The organism is Kitasatospora sp. NPDC087271, from assembly GCF_044744605.1.
In the GTDB taxonomy this organism is placed as follows: Bacteria; Actinomycetota; Actinomycetes; order Streptomycetales; family Streptomycetaceae; genus Kitasatospora.
Window position 1 is genome coordinate 221,187 of the sequence record NZ_JBIUYQ010000004.1, and the last position, 17,412, is coordinate 238,598.

Below are 17,412 nucleotides of genomic sequence, written 5' to 3' on the forward strand. Positions count from 1 at the left end.
CGTCCGGGCGGGTTGTTCTAGCGGCCCGCGGCCTTGAGCAGCGAGGCGACGGCCGGGCCGGCCGCGTCCACGCCGTGGCCGCCGCCCTGCACCTCGGCGGCGACCGCGATGTTGCCGCGGAAGGCGGTGAACCAGCTGTTGGTGGTGGTCGCGCCGGCGACCTCGGCGGAGCCGGTCTTGGCACCCGCGTTGTCGGTGATCCCGGCCATCACGTCCTTGGCCGTGCCGCCGGTGGCGGTGGCGTTCATCATCGCGCGCAGCTTGCCCGCGACGTCCGGCGCGATCTGGCGGGCCGCCGCCTGCTGCGGCAGGCCGGCGACCAGGATCGGCTGCTTGAACGCGCCGCTCTGGACGGTCGCGGTGATCGAGGCGATGGCCAGCGGGTTCATCTGGACCTTGCCCTGGCCGATGTAGTTCATGGCCTGCTCGTCCTTGCTGCCCGGCGTCGGCGGCACCTTGCCGTCGGTGTTCGGCAGGCCGGTCTTCCACTCCAGGCCGATGCCGAACACGTCCTTGGCCGTGCTGGACAGCGTCTCGGGCTTGAGGCTGGTCAGGCCCTGGTTGATGAAGGCCGTGTTGCAGGACATCATGAAGTCCTGCTGGAGCGTGTTGTTGGGGAAGGCGCCCGGGAAGTCGTTCGGGATCGCGACCGGGTTGCTGCTCTTCTCCGGGCAGGCCACCACGGTGTCCGGGTTGACCCCGGCCTCCAGCAGCGCCGTCGAGGTGACGATCTTCATCGTCGAGCCGGGCGCGAGCAGGCCGGTGAAGGCCCGGTTCTGACCGCTGGCCGGCGCGTTGGCGAAGGCCAGCACCTGGCCGGTGCTCGGCTCGATCGCGGCGATCGACCCGGACTTGCCGCCCAGGTCCGTCATCGCCTTCTCGGCCGCCGCCTGGATGGTGTTGTCGATGGTCACCTTGAACGGCTTGCCGGGCTTGGGCTCGACGATGGTGAACAGCTTGTCCGAGGCCCCCTTTCCGGCCGGGTCGCTGATCACCACCGCGCTGCCCGCGTCCTGGTCCTTGTTCGGGTCCGGCGGCAGCAGCTTGTGGGCGTTGTCCTGGAGGGTGGACAGCAGCGCCGGGGTGAGCGAGGCGCCCTGCAGCGGCTTGCCGTTGCGGTCCACCACGGTGGACGGCGGGGCGAAGACCTGCTGGGTGGCGATCGTCTCGTTGCCGGACAGGTGCGGGTGGATCACCGTCGGCGCCCAGTGCACGGCCGGGGTGTTGTCGCTCATCTTCACGACGTTCAGGAAGCCGTTGTAGTCCCAGACCCGGTTGGTGCCGGCGAACTCGGCGCGCGCCTTGAAGCCCATCAGCACACCGGCGGGGCCGGCCGAGGCGGAGGCCGACGGCGAGTCGGTGGCACCGGGGGTCGCGCCCGCCGACGGCGTGGCCGAGGCTCCGGCGGAGGGCTTGGCCGGCGCGGGGGTGCCGGTGGCCGACGCGAAGGCCTGCGGGGTGGCCGGGCCGGCCGGGGCCAGGGTCAGCGCGCTCGGCTTGACCTGGTCGCGGAACGCCGTCAGCGCGGTGGTGGCCGCGGCCGGGTCGTCCGTCAGCGCGGCGGCCTTGTCCAGGTCGCCGGCCGCCCAGGCCGCCAGGAAGTCCTTCGCACCGTTGGTCGCCTGCTCGGCCGAGGGCGGCTCGGCGACCACCGTGCGGGGCTTCTTCGCCGAGGACGATCCGGAGTCCGAGCCGCCCATCAGGCTGTACGCCCCGTAGCCACCGCCCGCGAGCACGGCGACGGAGACGCCGGTGATGATGCCGATCTTCGCGCCTCTGCGCATGGTGCTGTTCCCCCAAGGGTCTGCCGGACGGGCGCGACCGACCGGGGCCGGACACGCTGTTCCCCCCACCCTAGGCAGCGCCGATCGGTGCGCCGACGAAATGCCCGCGAGTTGTGACGGATCTGGTACGTGTCGTGCACCGCATACGGACGATTCGGGGAACAGCGGTGTCGATCAGATCCAGCTGTTGAACCACATCCGCTGGCGCCAGTCGTCCATCGGAATCGTCTGCCCGGTGAACAGCGGGAAGAAGAAGAGGAAGTTCCACACGATCAGCAGCACCAGCAGCCCGGCCGCCGTCGAACCGATGATCCGGCGGTCCCGGGAGGCCCCCGGAGGCCCGATCAGCGCACCGACCAGCATGGTCACCGCGAGCACCAGGAACGGGACGAACACCACCGCGTAGAAGAGGAAGATCGTCCGCTGCTGGTAGGCGAACCACGGCAGGTAGCCGGCGGCCAGGCCGCACAGCACCGCGCCCGCCCGCCAGTCCCGCCGCGCCACCCAGCGCCACAGGCAGTACACCAGCGCCACCACGGCCGCCCACCACAGCAGCGGGGTGCCGATGCCCAGCACCTCGCGGGCGCACTCGGCGGCCGTGCAGCCGCTCTGGCCCTGCTTGGGGGACTCGTAGAAGAACGAGACCGGCCGGCCCAGCACCAGCCAGGACCACGGGTTCGACTGGTAGGTGTGCGGGTCGCTCAGGTGGGTGTGGAAGTCGTAGACCGTCGAGTGGTAGTGCCACAGGGCGCGCAGCCCCTCGGGTATCCACGGGTAGTCGGTCGAGCGGCCCACCGCCCAGTCCCGGCCCCAGCCGCCCTTGCCCGGCACGTTGCTGCTGGCGAACCAGCCCCACCAGGACGTGACGTAGACGACCAGCGACACCACCACGACCGACACGAAGGCCGGCACCACGTCCCGGGCGAGCGTCGCCAGGTACGGGCGCGGGGCCCCGGCCAGGCGGCGTGCGCCGACGTCCCACAGCACCGTCATCACGCCGAAGGCCGCCGCCACGTACAGGCCGCTCCACTTGGTGGCGCAGGTCAGGCCGACGCAGACGCCGGCCGCGATCCGGTACGGGCGCCAGCCCAGGTTCGCCCGCTGCGCCAGCACCGCGTCCGGCACCCCGCCGAGCCGGTCGGCCAGCCGGGCCCGGGTGCGGTCGCGGTCCAGCAGCAGGAAACCGAAGGCGGCGAGGATCCAGAACATCACCACCAGGTCCAGCAGCGCGGCGCGGCTGAGCACCAGGTGCAGGCCGTCCACCGAGAGCAGCAGGCCGGCCACGCAGCCCAGCAGGGTCGAGCGGAACAGCCGGCGGGCGATCCTGGCCACCATCAGCACCGACAGCGTGCCGAGCAGGGCCACCGCGAACCGCCAACCGAAGGGGTTCATGCCGAACAGCATCTCGCCGGCGCCGATGATCCACTTGCCCACCGGCGGATGGACCACGTAGGAGGCCGCCGAGCGGTACGGGACGGCCGTGCCGGGCGTCATGATCTGCTCGTTGGCGCCGTCCGGCCAGTTGATCTCGTAGCCGCCGTGCCAGAGCGCGTAGGCGTCCTTGGCGTAGTACGTCTCGTCGAAGATGATCGCGTGCGGCTGGCCGAGGTTGGTGAAGCGCAGGATCCCGGCGAACACCGCCACCGCGATCGGGCCCAGCCAGCCGGACCAGCGGCACAGCCACGACCACACGGCCGGCGGCACGGACACGCCCAGCCGCAGCAGCAGCGGCGACGGAGGCACCACCGCCGGGGTCACCCCGGGGCCGTCCGGCATCGGCGGGACCAGGCGCTCGGCCAGCGGGGCCACCGGGCGGCCGACGTAGCCGAACCCGGCCAGCCGCTCGCGCCAGCTGCGCGTGGCGCTGCCGGGCTGGTCGGGTTGGTCGGGCTGGTCCGGGCGGTCGAACTGGTCGGGTTGGTCGGGCCGCGCGGGGCTCCCGGCCTGGTCGGCGGGCCGGGGAGCCGGGACGGCGGAGGACGGCAGGCCGGCCACGTCGCCGCCATCCTGCGCGGTGTGGTCTGTACCAGTGGGCGTGCGCGCCGCCGTGTCGCCGTTCATCCGCCACATCGTAGGGGCGCTTCTCGCACGTGTGACCGCTCCCTCGGAAGCTGCCCGAATCGTCACCAAAAGCCCCCGGGCCGCGGTAGCTGCAAGGATGGGGCCCGTGACAGGAGTACTCGTTCTCGCAGGCACCCCCATCGGCGACGTCTCGGACGCCCCGCCCCGGCTGCTCACCGAACTGGCCACGGCGGACGTGATCGCGGCCGAGGACACCCGGCGGCTGCGCCGGCTCACCCAGGCGCTCGGGGTGAGCCCGGCCGGGCGGGTGGTCTCCTACTTCGAGGGCAACGAGGTCGGCCGCACCCCCGAACTGGTCGAGGCACTGCTCGGCGGCGCCCGGGTGCTGCTGGTCACCGACGCCGGCATGCCGTCCGTCTCCGACCCCGGCTACCGGCTGGTCGCCGCCGCCGTCGAGGCCGACGTCAAGGTCACCGCAGTGCCCGGGCCGTCCGCCGTGCTCACCGCGCTCGCGCTGTCCGGCCTGCCCGTCGACCGCTTCACCTTCGAGGGCTTCCTGCCGCGCAAGACCGGCGACCGGGCCCGGCAGCTCGCCTCGATCGCGGCCGAGCCGCGCACCATGGTCTTCTTCGAGGCGCCGCACCGGATCGCCGAGGCGCTCGCCGCGATGGCCGAGGCGTTCGGCGCCGACCGGCCCGCCGCCGTGTGCCGCGAGCTCACCAAGACGTACGAGGAGGTGAAGCGCGGACCCCTCGGCGACCTGGCGGCCTGGGCCGCCGAAGGCGTCAGGGGCGAGATCACCGTCGTCGTCGCGGGCGCGCCGCCGGCGGCGCCGCAGGAGCTCACCCCCGCCGAACTGGCCCGGTTGGTGGCCGTCCGGGAGGAGGCCGGGGAGCGCCGCAAGGAGGCCATCGCGGCCGTCGCGGCGGAGCTCGCGCTGCCGAAGCGGGAGGTGTTCGACGCGGTGGTGGCGGCCAAGAACGAGGCGAAGAACGAGGCCGCGAAGGGGGCGGGGACGGGGCCGTGAAAGAGGGGTGAATTCCGGGGGGTTGCGTGACCCCGGGGGAGTCGTACCTTTGAGGGAAGGCCCCGGTAAACGCCCACGGAGCTGAAAGTTCGGTCGCGGTTTCCGGAACGATCCAGGCCTTTCGTATAGGAGTTCCCAACCCGCGTCCAACTCTTCACAAGCAGGGCATCGGCCGAGGCCGTCAGGGCATTTCCTGGAATGGAAAGACCCAGCCGGGCGAGCGCCCGGCGGGCGCTGGGAGACGGCTATGAGCGAGATGATCGGTAGCCCCCTCGGTGGCAACGCGCTGAGCGCCCCCGGCCTGGCCGGACGGCCGCACACTCCCGTCGAGACCGTGCGGGAGGCCTACTCCTTCGCCTGCCTGCGATGCGGGTACGGCTGGGAGCAGGCGTACGACATCGAGCACCACGCCGGCAAGGACGGGCACGTCGTGTTCGAATACCACGCCAACGGTGTCCGGGTACCGTCCCCGCTGCTCAAGCCGACCTGCCCGGGGTGTGGCGGACACACCGTCCGGATCATGCGCGAGGGCCGGGTCGCCACCGCCGACCAGTCCTGGCACCACGCCCCCGGCTACCCGGCGCACGCCGAGCCGGCCGGGGCGGCCCCGGTGACCGACCCCGCGAAGCCGCGCGGACGCTGGGCCCGGTTCTGGTCGCGGCTGCTGGGCTGACCGCCGGCACCGGGAGCGCACCCGGGGGCCGCCCGCCGCGAGCAGCGCGGCGGGCGGCCCCCGCCGTCGCCGGCCGGGCGGCAATCCGCCGAGGGCGGCGGGCGGTGATCCGTCGAGGGCGGCGGGTGGCAATCCGGTCGAGGGCTGCGGGCGGGCCCGACTAAGCTTTCCGACCATGGCGGCCACTGCAGACCACAGCACCACCGGGGCGACCGCCCCGGCGTACTACGTTTCCACCCCGATCTACTACGTCAACGATCGCCCGCACCTGGGCCACGCGTACACCACCGTGGCGGGCGACGTCCTCACCCGCTGGCACCGCCAGCGCGGCGAGAAGGTGTGGTACCTGACCGGCACCGACGAGCACGGTCAGAAGATCATGCGGACCGCCGAGGCCAACGGCGTCAGCCCGCAGGAGTGGTGCGACAAGCTGGTCGAAGAGGCCTGGAAGCCGCTCTGGGAGCACCTGGAGATCGCCAACGACGACTTCATCCGCACCACCCAGCAGCGCCACACCGACCGCGTGCAGGAGTTCGTCCAGGACCTGTACGACAAGGACGAGATCTACAAGGGCGGCTACTCCGGCCCGTACTGCGTCGGCTGCGAGGAGTTCAAGCTCCCGGCCGAACTGCTCGACGGCGCCACCGAGGACGAGAAGCTCTGCGCCGTGCACAAGCGGCCGGTCGAATGGCTGGAGGAGGAGAACTACTTCTTCCGCCTCTCCGCCTACGGCCCGAAGCTGCTGGAGTTCTACGCCGCCAACCCGGACTTCATCCAGCCGGCCTCGGCCCGCAACGAGGTGCTGCGCTTCGTCGAGCAGGACCTGAAGGACCTCTCGATCTCCCGCTCCACCTTCAACTGGGGCGTCCCGCTGCCCTGGGACGAGAAGCACGTCCTGTACGTGTGGGTGGACGCGCTGCAGAACTACATCACCGCGGCCGGCTACGGCAGCGACCCGGAGCGCTTCGCCGAACTGTGGCCGGCCTCCGTCCACCTGGTGGGCAAGGACATCCTGCGCTTCCACGCGGTGATCTGGCCCGCCATGCTGATGGCCGCGGGCCTGCCGCTGCCCAAGCGGGTCGTCGCCAACGGCTGGCTGATGGTCGGCGGCGAGAAGATGTCCAAGTCCAACCTGACCGGCATCTCGCCCACCGACCTCACCTCGCACTTCGGCGTGGACGCCTACCGCTACTACTTCCTGCGGGCGATCCCCTTCGGCACCGACGGCTCGTTCTCCTGGGAGGACTTCACCGCCCGGTACACCTCCGAACTCGCCAACGACTTCGGCAACCTGGCCTCCCGGGTCGCCGCCATGGTCGGCAAGTACTTCGACGGCGCGCTGCCGGCCGCCGCCGCCCCCGGTGACGCCGAGCAGGCCATCGCGGACGGCCTCGCCACGGCCCTCGCCACCGCCGACCGGAAGATCGGCGAGGAGCTGGACTTCGCCGGCGGCCTCGCGGCGATCTTCGAGTTCGTCAAGCAGGTCAACGGCTACCTCACCGAGCAGGAGCCGTGGAAGGTGGCCAAGGACGACTCGGAGCAGGGCCGGGCCCGCCTCGCCACCATCCTCTACACCGCCGCCGAGGCGCTGCGCGGCACCGCCGTCATGCTCAACCCGGTGATGCCGTCCACCGCCGAGAAGCTGTGGACCTCGCTCGGCGCCGAGGCCGGCCTCGGCGCGCTCGCCGCGCAGACCATCGCCACCACCGCCGACTGGGGCCGGCTGCCCGCCGGCAGCACCGTCACCAAGGGCGAGATCCTGTTCCCGCGCCTCGAAGAGAAGCCCGCCTCCTGATGTCTGCCAAGGACGACGCCCGGTCGACCCCGCCGCCACTGCCGGAACCCCTGGCCGTGGCGGTGGCCGACTCGCACACCCACCTCGACATGCAGGCCGGCACCCCGGCCGAGGGACTGGCCCGGGCCGCCTCGGTCGGGGTCACCACGGTCGTCCAGGTGGGCTGCGACGTGCCCGGCTCGCGCTGGGCCGCCGAACTGGCGGCCCAGTACGAGCAGGTGCACGCGGCCGTCGCCCTGCACCCCAACGAGGCGCCGCGGATCTTCCTCGGCGACGCGGACGGCTGGTCCGGCCAGCAGCGGAAGGCGGGCGGCGAGGCCGCGCTGGAGGAGGCGCTCGCCGAGATCGACCGGCTCGCCGCCCTCCCGCAGGTCCGCGCCGTCGGCGAGACCGGCCTCGACTACTTCCGCACCGGCCCCGAGGGCGTCGAGATCCAGAAGGAGTCGTTCCGCCGCCACATCGAGATGGCCAAGCGGCACGACAAGGCCCTGGTCATCCACGACCGCGACGCCCACGAGGACGTCATCGCCGTCCTGCTGGCGGAAGGCGCCCCCGAGCGGACGGTCTTCCACTGCTACTCCGGCGACGCCGAGATGGCCAAGGTCTGCGCCGAACACGGCTGGTACCTGTCCTTCGCCGGCCCGGTCACCTTCAAGGCCAACCAGCCGCTGCGCGACGCCCTCGCCGCCACCCCCCTCGACCGGATCCTGGTCGAGACCGACGCGCCCTTCCTCACCCCCCACCCCTACCGCGGCCGGCCCAACGCCCCGTACCTCATCCCGGTCACCGTCCGCTCGATGGCCGGCACGCTGGGGCTGCACGAGGACGAGCTGTCCACGGCGATCGCGGAGAACACGGCCCGGGCCTTCGGGTACTGAGCCGGTCGAACGAAAGTCTGATTCCGGTGGAACGATTCGGCACTCCCGGCTGCTTCTCAGGCTGGCTAGCATGAGTGCAGTGGGGGAGGTGGCGATGACCGCCGAGCCGATCGACTGGATGCATCCGCCGTCCCAGGGCTGGACGTACGAGCAGGTCAAGGACCTCGACCTGCCGTTCGATTGGGAACTGGTGGACGGAGCCGTCGTGGTCCGAGGGACGGCGAAGTGGTGGCACGACCAGGTGCGCGATCAGCTGCTCATCAGGTTGTCCGGCGCGCGGACCACGCCTTACGTCGTGAACGCCGAGCGCTGCGTCCTGCTCGACGAGTACAACACCTCCAAGCCCGACGTCGTCGTCATCGACAAGACCGGCCTCGACTTCTTCGAGCTGGAGTGCACCCCTCCCGAGTCGGTGGTCCTGGCGGTCGAGGTCGTATCACCCGGCTCCAGGGTCGCCGACCGTTTCCGCAAGCCCGGCCAGTACGCCGAGAAGAAGATCCCGTACTACTGGCGGGTCGAGCGCGGCCTCGACAACCTGCCGATCGTGCACGAGTTCCACCAGGACGAGGAGAAGGGCGTCTACCTGCCCGTCGCCCAGCACGAGGGCGTGCTCCGCACCTCGGTGCCGTACCCCGTCGAGATCGACCTCGCCCAGGTCGTCGAACTCTGAGGGCCCCGCGCGCCCGTATCCTTGGCGCGTGAGCACCACCGACCCCACCCCTGACAGCCACCTGCTGGGCGCCGCCGACATTCGGGAGCTGGCGGCCGCGTTCGGCGTGAAGCCGACCAAGCAGCGCGGGCAGAACTTCGTCATCGACGGCAACACCGTGCGGCGGATCGTCCGGGCAGGCGGGGTGACGGCCGAGGACGCGGTGGTCGAGGTCGGGCCCGGGCTCGGGTCGCTGACGCTGGCGCTGCTGGAGGTGGCCGCGCACGTCACGGCGGTGGAGATCGACCCGGTGCTGGCACAGCACCTGCCGGCGACCGTCGCGGCCCGGATGCCCGGCAAGGTCGACAGCTTCGACCTGGTGTTCAGCGACGCCATGGAGGTCACCGAGCTGCCCGGGCCGGCGCCCACCGCGCTGGTCGCCAACCTGCCGTACAACGTGGCCGTGCCCGTCCTGCTGCACATGCTGGCGACCTTCCCCAGCATCGAGCGCACCCTGGTGATGGTGCAGGCCGAGGTCGCCGACCGGCTCGCCGCCAAGCCCGGCAACAAGGTCTACGGCGTCCCGTCCGTCAAGGCCAACTGGTACGCCGACGTGAAGCGGTCCGGCGCCATCGGCCGGAACGTGTTCTGGCCCGCCCCCAACGTCGACTCCGGGCTGGTCTCGCTGATCCGCCGCGAGCCGCCGAAGACCACCGCCAGCCGCAGGGAGGTGTTCGCCGTCGTCGACGCCGCGTTCGCCCAGCGGCGCAAGACCCTGCGGGCCGCGCTGGCCGGCTGGGCCGGCTCCGCCGCCGGGGCCGAGCAGGCGCTCGCGGCGGCCGGGATCGACCACAAGCTGCGCGGCGAGATGCTCACGGTGGAGCAGTTCGCCGCGATCGCCGAGCACAAGCCGGAGATCGCCGAGCACGAGCCGGAGATCGCCGAGCACGAGCCGGAGGCGGACTCCCAGTGATCACCGTGCGGGTTCCGGCCAAGGTCAACGTCCAGCTCGGGGTGGGCGGACTGCGCGCCGACGGGTTCCACGACCTGGCCAACGTGTTCTTCGCCGTCGCCCTCGGCGACGAGGTCACCGCCACGGCGGGGGAGGGCGTCACGCTCTCCTGCAGCGGGCCGGACGCCCACGTCGTACCCCTCGACGACAGCAACCTCGCCGCCCGCGCCGCCCGCCTGCTCGCCGCCCACCACGGCATCGCGGACCCCGGCGTGCACCTGCACATCGCCAAGGCCATCCCGGTCGCCGGCGGCATGGCCGGCGGCAGCGCCGACGGGGCCGCCGCGCTGGTCGCCTGCGACGCGCTCTGGCAGCTCGACACCCCCCTCGACACCCTCCTGGAGCTGGCCGCCGAACTCGGCTCCGACGTGCCGTTCGCCCTGCTCGGCGGCGTCGCGCTGGGCCTCGGCCGGGGCGAGATCCTGCAGCCGCTCACCGTCGACGGCACCTTCCACTGGGTGTTCGCGGTCGCCGACGGCGGCCTCTCCACCCCCGCCGTCTTCCGCGAGTGCGACCGTCTGCGCGAGGAGGCCGGCACCGGCTCCAGCGACACCGACGTCCGCACCCCCGACGCCGACCCCGCGCTGCTCGCCGCCCTCGCCCAGGGCGATGCCGTCGCCCTGGCCGCCGCCCTCGCCAACGACCTCCAGCCCGCCGCCCTCTCGCTGCGGCCCGCGCTCGCCGCCACCCTGCGGGCCGGCACCGAGGCCGGCGCGCTCGGCGCCCTCGTCTCCGGCTCGGGGCCGACCTGCGCGTTCCTCGCCAAGGACGCCGACGCGGCCGCCGCCGTCGCCGAGGCGCTGCGGGCCTCCGGCACCTGCCGGACCGCGCACGCCACGTACGGGCCGGTGCCGGGGGCGGCGCTGGTGCCGTAGGGCCCGCCGGTTTCGGGCCCCCGCCGCCGCAGGCGGTGAGGGCGCTTCGGCGGGCCCATTAGGCTGGGGAGATCGGGGCGTCCCCGACAGGGGTGCCCGGCCGCGACCGGCGGGCCGCCCCGAGACCGCCAATCCCAGGAGCGCAGCAGACGTGGCCGTCAACCTCGCCACCATCGAGTCCGTCACGAAGGTCTACGGCACCCGCGCCCTCCTGGACGGAGTCAGCCTCGGCGTCAGCGAAGGCGACCGGATCGGCGTCGTCGGACGCAACGGCGACGGCAAGACCACCCTGATCCGGATGCTCGCCAAGCTGGAGGAGGCCGACAGCGGCCGGATCACCTGGAACGGCGGCCTCCAGCTGGCCGTCCTCACGCAGCACGACTCGCTCGACCCGACGGCCACCATCCGGCACGAGGTGATCGCCGACCGGGCCGACCACGAGTGGCTCGGCGACGCCCGCATCCGCGACATCGTCGAAGGCCTCTTCGGCGGCCTCGACCTGCCCGGCTTCGCCGACGGCCTCGACACCGTCATCGGCCCGCTCTCCGGCGGCGAGCGCCGCCGGATCGCCCTCGCCAAGCTGCTCCTCGGCTCGCCCGACCTGATCGTCCTCGACGAGCCCACCAACCACCTCGACGTCGAGGGCATCAACTGGCTCGCCCAGCACCTGCAGAAGCGCCGCTCCGCGCTGGTCTGCGTCACCCACGACCGCTGGTTCCTCGACCAGGTCTGCACCCGGATGTGGGACGTCCAGGGCGGCGCCGTGCACGAGTACGAGGGCGGCTACTCCGACTACGTCTTCGCCCGCGCCGAGCGCTCCCGGATCGAGGCCGTCGAGGAGCAGAAGCGCCAGAACCTCGCCCGCAAGGAACTCGCCTGGCTGCGCCGCGGCGCCCCCGCCCGCACCTCCAAGCCGCGCTACCGGATCGAGGCCGCCAACGCCCTGATCGCCGACGTGCCGGAGCCCCGGGACCGGTCCGAGCTGATGAAGTTCGCCAACGCGCGACTGGGCAGGACCGTCTTCGACCTGGAAGGCGTCACCGTCAAGGCCGGCCCCAAGCTGCTGCTGGAGAACCTCACCTGGCAGCTCGGCCCCGGCGAGCGGATCGGCCTGCTCGGCGTCAACGGCGCCGGCAAGACCTCGCTGCTGCGCGCCCTGCGCGACGCGTACGCCTCCGAGGGCGACGTGCAGCCCGCGTCGGGTCTGATCAAGGTCGGCAAGACGGTGCGGCTCGCCTACCTGTCGCAGGAGGTCGTCGAACTGGACCCGGCCATCCGGGTGCTCCAGGCCGTCGAGCAGGTCCGCTCGCGCGTCGACCTCGGCAAGGGCCGGGAGATGAGCGCCGGCCAGCTGTGCGAGCAGTTCGGCTTCGGCAAGGACAAGCAGTGGACGCCCGTCGGCGACCTGTCCGGCGGCGAGCGGCGGCGGCTCCAGCTGCTGCGCCTGCTGATGGACGAGCCCAACGTGCTGTTCCTCGACGAGCCCACCAACGACCTCGACATCGAGACCCTCAACCAGCTGGAGGACCTGCTCGACGGCTGGCCCGGCTCGATGATCGTCATCAGCCACGACCGGTTCTTCATCGAGCGGACCACCGACGTCGTCCACGCGCTGCTCGGCGACCAGAAGATGCGGATGCTGCCGGGCGGCGTCGACGAGTACCTGGAGCGGCGGGCGCGGATGGCCGCCTCGATCGCCGCCGCCGCTTCGGCCGCGTCGGGTGCTTCGACCGCCTCGACCGCTTCGGCCGCGGCGTCCGGCGGCTCGGACGCCGGGACCGCCGCGTCGGCCCTGTCGGGCGGCGACCTGCGGGCGGCGAAGAAGGAGATGCAGAAGATGGAGCGGCAGATCGCCAAGCTGGACCAGAAGGAGTCCAAGCTGCACGCCCAACTCGCCGAGCACGCCGCCGACTTCTCCAAGGTCGCGGAGCTGGACGCGCAGCTGCGCGCCGTCCGGGAGGAGAAGGAGGAGCTGGAGCTGAGCTGGCTGGAGCTGGCCGAGCAGGTCTGATCCCCGGTCGGGGTTCTGGCCGGAGTCCTGATCGGAGTCCTGATCGGGGTTCTGGCTGGAGTTCTGGTCGGAGTCTTCTGGTCGGAGTCCTCTGGCCGGGACCGGGACTCCGGTCGGGCCCTACCGGGCCAGCAGGGCCTCCAGCTCGTCCGCCGCACGGCCCAGCGCACTGCGCGCCGGGTCGTGCGGCGCCGTCGGGCGGGCCGCCGCCCCGGTCGGCGGGCGGTGCTCGCGGGCCGCCGCCGTCAGCTCGTCCAGCGCCCGGCGCACCCGCCCCACCTCCGCCGGATCCGGCACCCGGCCGCCGTACCGCAGCTGCGCCGCGAACGCCGCCACCGCGCCGCCCAGCCGCTCCAACGCCGCCGTCGCCGGCAGCCACTGCTCCGCCAACCGTCCCGTCGGCGGCGGCTCGGCCAGCCCCTGCCGCACCTCCTGGCGGGCGTCCTCCAACGCCCGGTACGCCGTACGGCGCAGCCACACCTCGGCCCGGCCCGCGTCCCCGGTGACCGCGTCCAGATAGGCCCGCAGCGCGGTGGCCGCGTCCACCAGCCGGGGCTCGATCCGGTGCCGCGGACGCTCCGGCCACAGCAGATAGCCGAAGAGCAGCACGATCGCGCTCGCGAGCACCGTGTCCAGCACACGCGGCCAGAACTCGGCCGCGCTGCTCTGCCCGCCCAACTGGAGCAGGATCAACGCCATCGGCGTCATCGCCACCGTGTTCAGCCCGTAGTGCGCCGCCGTCGCGTACGGCAGCAGGGCCACGCAGAACGCGGCGATCGCCGTCAGTACCCACGCGTCGGTCGTGAGCGACACCACGGCCGCCGTGACCGCCACCCCGAGCACCGTGCCGACCGAGCGGCTCACCGCCCGCAGGAACACCGAACCGAGATCCGGCTTCAACACGAAGGCGATCGTCATCGGCACCCAGTAGCTCTTGCTGAGCGGGTAGCTGGCCGTCACCGCCGAACCGACCGCGATGCACAACGCCACCCGCAGCCCGTACCGGACCGAACCGCGCGACAGCAGCCGCACCCGCAGCCGCCACGGATCGGGCGGCGGCGCCGGGGCGGTACCGACCTCCGCCTCCCGGCCGGCCACGGTGTCGGCCGCCGCGCGCAACGCCACGTCCAGGGCCTGCCGGGACGGCGTGTCCGGCTGCCACTGCGGAACGGCGACCTCGCCGCCGCCCCGCCGGACCGCGTCCGCCAACCGGAGCGGCACCTCCGCGACCTCGGGCGGCACCGGCCGCCACGCCCACAACAGGCCCGTCGCCGCCTCGGTGGCGGCCAACGCCGCCTCGTACATCCGGCGCAGCCGAACCGTACGGGCGGACTCCGACCCCGGGCGGTGCGGTCGCGGGAGGAGGTCCTGCAACTGGTTCAACCGGGCCGTCAACACCTGGCGCGAAGCCGCGCCCTGCGGCGTGCCCAAATCGGCCAGCGTCCGGCCGAACGCCTCGTACACGGCCGCCAGCGCACGGTTGCGCGGATCCGAGGCGGGACGGCGGTGCGCGCCCCCCGGCAGACCCAGCACCACCACGAACGCGGCACCCGCCAGCATCATCGGCGCCGCCGCCCACCACGGATCCGGCAACGGCATCCCGCTGCCCAACGCCGCCGACACCAGCAGAAGCATCCCCGCCGCCGAACCCCGCGGGCCCGTCGCACTCAGCGCGCCGGACGCGAACGCCGTGAACGTGAGCGCCGCACCGAGCACCACCGCCGAAACGTGCGCGTGCTGGAGGGAAGTGCCGATCAGCATGCCGAGCGCCGAAGCCAGCACCGCCGACACGATCCGGGGCACCCGCAGGCCGCTCGGCTCCGCGCGGTCGTTCATCGTCGCGTGCATCGCGCCCAGACCGGCGAACACCCCCAGATCCAGCCGGTGCGCCAGCAGCCCTGCGGCCAGCGGCACCGCCATGCCCACCGCCGCGCGGGCCATCAGCGCCAGCGGCACCGGCGGCCGGGAAGGACGGGCGGCACGGGCCCACCAGGAGGGGGCGGACTCGTCTGCGGGCATCAGGTCACGTCCGTTCTGCGGCCAGGGGTCGCTGCTGTGCGACATTGCGCGGCAGATGGGGGCGTACCCGGTCCAACCGGGCGAGACCAGTCTACCGGGGCCCGGCGTGACACCCCCGAGGGCCGCACGTGTCAAGTTCGTACCGATCCCGCACAGGCGGGCCAAGGGCCCTGCCGACCCGACAGGGGCGGTGGCTACGATTACGGAGGCGGAGACCGCCCCCAGGGCGGGCGGTGCACCGACCAGCACTGTACGACCGAGAAGTTGACGGTATGTTGCGGAGCGGCGGCCCCGGGGCTACCCCGAACCGCCGCCCGTACGGGGGAGAGGTGAACTGCTGTGGCAGGAGAGGTTCCACCGAACACGGGGGCCAGTCCGGACACGTCCGGTGACGTCACGCCATTTATGCTCAGCCACATGCTGGGGTTCGGCCCCCTCGTCAGCACCGTGCAGACGAACGTCAGCGCCGCCGACCTGGTGTCCGCCTTCGGCAAGAAGGACGTCAAGGTCGAGCTCGACACGCTCACCGCGTTCGCCAAGAAGATCGAAGCCCTGCTCCAGGCCATGGAGGGCTCCCCGGCGGCCCCGTACAAACTCCAGGAACAGAAGCTGACCGGCGGAAGCTTCGCCAGCGCGGAGTTCGCCGAAGCGACGGCCCTGACCGCGGCCTACGACAAGGTGCACACCCAGCTCGTCAAGCTGCACAAGGACTTCGTGGCGCAGATCGAGGCGATGAAGACCGCGGTCGCGGCGACGGCGGGCAACTACTCGGCCAACGAGGACGACACGGCGGCCGCGCAGAACGCCGTCGCGAAGAACGCGGGCGGCCCCACGCCGCCGCGGGCCGGCGGCGAGGGCTTCTGATGGTGGTCGGCGAGGGCGCCCACGGGGAAACGGGGAGTAAGTAGTGGCAGACGGAACGAACTTCGAGGGCGTCGGACACGCCCAGCTCAAGAAAATGGTCCAGAGCACCGACCCCACGACGGTGCTGAGCCGCGGCACCCAGCTGCAGTCGGCCGGCCGTGTCCTGAAGGAACTCGGCGCGGCACTCAAATCGCACATCGGCAACGTCAGCTGGGAAGGGCCGGCCGCCGAGAGCTTCAAGACCTGGGCCGGCAACCTGCAGCAGTCTGCCGCGTTGCTCGGTGACTACTCCACAACCGCCGGCGACGCCATGAACCAGGCCGGTGAGGCACTCAGCACCGCCAAGGTGGCCGTGCCGGACGTGCCACACGACGATGTCGACATCGTCAAGACGCGCTCGACCCAGGGGGCGCCCAACCAGTTGGCGCTCACGAGCGCCAACTTCACCCCGGCCGGGCCGACCACCGCCACGGTCGACGCCATGATGAAGAAGCAGAACTGCTCCTGGGTCACCGAGACGGAGGCTCTGGCCGCCTCCCAGCGGGTCTACAAGGCTCACCAGGAAGCCATCCACCAGATGGAGAAGCTGGGGCAGGCGTACGAGGCGGCGACGACGAAGCTGGCCGGGCTCGGGGACGTGGCTCTGCCGGGCACGCCGGATGCGAGTAAGAGCCGAGACGATGTGTCGGATTACCCAAAGGGTGGCAGCTACGGCGGCTACGGCGGTTCCGTCCGCAGCCCTCGTACGGGCAGTGGCGTCACCACCAGAGGGAGTTACAGCCTGCCAGGTGGAACCTATGGTGGCGGCTCGGCTGCACCCCGCAACCTGGGGTCGAGCTCGCAAGGCCCGCTCGTACCAGGCCACGCCGACCCGATTCCGCCGCGAAGCGGTGGCCAGGTGCCGCCGACGCCGGTGGGCCCGGGTTCCTCGACGCCTCCCTCTGTGTCGTCGGAACCCGTCCACCGTCCCGGTACCGGCCTCGACAGCCTGCCGACCGTGCCGCCCCTGCCAGGTCAGACCGGCCCGCTCGGCCCCAGTGGTGGTGGAAGTCTCCCGCCTGACGGTCCGAGTGGGATTCCCGGATACCCGGGTGGCCCCGGTGGCACCCCGGGATATCCGGGTGGTCCGGGTGGCGGCCCGGTGACCGGTTTCCCGGCCGGGGTCGGCGGTGGCTCGATCCCGGCCAAGGGTGGTGGCGGATCCGTCTCCGGCAGGGGCGGGGGCTCGATCCCCGCCCGTACGGCTCCGTTCGGCGGCGGCTCGGTGCCGGGAAAGTCCGGTGGCAACCCGGGTCTGCCCAGCGGGACGGTCTTCGGCGCCCGTGAGGCCCAGGCTGGTCGGGCGGGAGCGGCTGGCAGCGCAGGCGGGGTGGGCGGTATGCATCCGGGGATGGGTGGTGGTTCCGGAGCCGTTGGTTCGGGCGGCAGCTCGCGGGGTCGAGGCCTGACCTCGACCGGAGGAGGGGCGGTCGGCGGCCGCAGGGGACCGGCTGCTGGCGGGGAGTTCACGCCGGGTGGTACGGGCCTGCGTAACCGGGCGGCTGCTGCGGGAGCCGTTGAGGGCGAAGCCCGCTCCGGGCAGAACGGCATGATGGCTCCTGGAACGGCGGGTCACTCCGGGCGGAACGAGCGCGATCGCCGCAAGCGGGCCGACTACCTCCACGAGGACGAGGAGACCTGGACCAGCGGTACGCCGCACAGCAACCCGGACGTGATTGAGTAGGACGGCAACGACTGCCCGGCCACTGGGCTCTCCCGGTGGCCGGGCAGACCTGTTCGGGGCACGCTCCCCGGTCGACGGAG

The 17,412-nt window shown here is 72.5% G+C and carries 13 protein-coding genes; 10 read left to right on the plus strand and 3 right to left on the minus strand.

What is annotated here, in order from left to right:
* Positions 1-17 precede the first annotated feature (17 nt).
* Together ACIO9K_RS09810 and ACIO9K_RS09815 are read right to left on the minus strand one after the other, a co-directional pair.
* A complete protein-coding gene (locus tag ACIO9K_RS09810) occupies positions 18-1,784 on the minus strand; it encodes a penicillin-binding transpeptidase domain-containing protein (protein WP_363619211.1) in 1,767 nt (588 codons plus the stop codon).
* A gap of 174 nt (positions 1,785-1,958) precedes the next feature.
* Entirely contained in the window at positions 1,959-3,845 is a 1,887-nt protein-coding gene (locus ACIO9K_RS09815) for a dolichyl-phosphate-mannose--protein mannosyltransferase (RefSeq protein WP_400328246.1), read from the minus strand.
* A gap of 106 nt (positions 3,846-3,951) precedes the next feature.
* On the opposite strand from ACIO9K_RS09815, the gene rsmI reads away from it, so the two are divergent.
* The 8 genes from rsmI (at position 3,952) to ACIO9K_RS09855 (ending at position 12,726) form a co-directional block, all read left to right on the plus strand.
* Positions 3,952-4,833, plus strand: coding sequence for a 16S rRNA (cytidine(1402)-2'-O)-methyltransferase (gene rsmI / locus ACIO9K_RS09820; protein WP_400328248.1), 882 nt, complete (start codon positions 3,952-3,954; stop codon positions 4,831-4,833).
* A 247-nt stretch (positions 4,834-5,080) separates the two neighbouring features.
* Entirely contained in the window at positions 5,081-5,506 is a 426-nt protein-coding gene (locus ACIO9K_RS09825; RefSeq protein ID WP_363585339.1) for a hypothetical protein, read from the plus strand.
* Between the two features lie 175 nt (positions 5,507-5,681).
* Positions 5,682-7,301, plus strand: coding sequence for a methionine--tRNA ligase (gene metG, locus ACIO9K_RS09830; RefSeq protein WP_363619213.1), 1,620 nt, complete (start codon positions 5,682-5,684; stop codon positions 7,299-7,301).
* Positions 7,301-8,179, plus strand: a complete 879-nt coding sequence (locus tag ACIO9K_RS09835; RefSeq protein WP_363619214.1) for a TatD family hydrolase — start codon at positions 7,301-7,303, stop codon at positions 8,177-8,179. The genes metG and ACIO9K_RS09835 overlap by 1 nt, the downstream gene beginning before the upstream one ends.
* Before the next feature lie 70 nt (positions 8,180-8,249).
* Positions 8,250-8,849: a Uma2 family endonuclease gene (locus ACIO9K_RS09840; protein ID WP_400328251.1), complete on the plus strand. Its 600-nt coding sequence runs from the start codon at positions 8,250-8,252 to the stop codon at positions 8,847-8,849.
* Between the two features lie 28 nt (positions 8,850-8,877).
* Entirely contained in the window at positions 8,878-9,801 is a 924-nt protein-coding gene (rsmA, locus tag ACIO9K_RS09845; RefSeq protein ID WP_400328253.1) for a 16S rRNA (adenine(1518)-N(6)/adenine(1519)-N(6))-dimethyltransferase RsmA, read from the plus strand.
* A complete protein-coding gene (locus ACIO9K_RS09850; protein WP_400328255.1) occupies positions 9,798-10,715 on the plus strand; it encodes a 4-(cytidine 5'-diphospho)-2-C-methyl-D-erythritol kinase in 918 nt (305 codons plus the stop codon). Before rsmA ends, ACIO9K_RS09850 begins: the two co-directional genes overlap by 4 nt.
* A gap of 151 nt (positions 10,716-10,866) precedes the next feature.
* Entirely contained in the window at positions 10,867-12,726 is a 1,860-nt protein-coding gene (locus tag ACIO9K_RS09855; protein ID WP_363619218.1) for an ABC-F family ATP-binding cassette domain-containing protein, read from the plus strand.
* A 120-nt stretch (positions 12,727-12,846) separates the two neighbouring features.
* Here ACIO9K_RS09855 and ACIO9K_RS09860 read toward each other — a convergent pair whose 3' ends face one another.
* Positions 12,847-14,745 (minus strand): FUSC family protein, encoded by a 1,899-nt coding sequence (locus tag ACIO9K_RS09860; protein WP_363619219.1) that lies wholly within the window; start codon positions 14,743-14,745, stop codon positions 12,847-12,849.
* A 417-nt stretch (positions 14,746-15,162) separates the two neighbouring features.
* Here ACIO9K_RS09860 and ACIO9K_RS09865 point away from each other — a divergent pair, with 417 nt between their 5' ends.
* A complete protein-coding gene (locus ACIO9K_RS09865) occupies positions 15,163-15,609 on the plus strand; it encodes a hypothetical protein (protein ID WP_400328257.1) in 447 nt (148 codons plus the stop codon).
* A 43-nt stretch (positions 15,610-15,652) separates the two neighbouring features.
* Positions 15,653-17,332, plus strand: coding sequence for a WXG100 family type VII secretion target (locus ACIO9K_RS09870; RefSeq protein WP_400328259.1), 1,680 nt, complete (start codon positions 15,653-15,655; stop codon positions 17,330-17,332).
* Positions 17,333-17,412 lie beyond the last annotated feature (80 nt).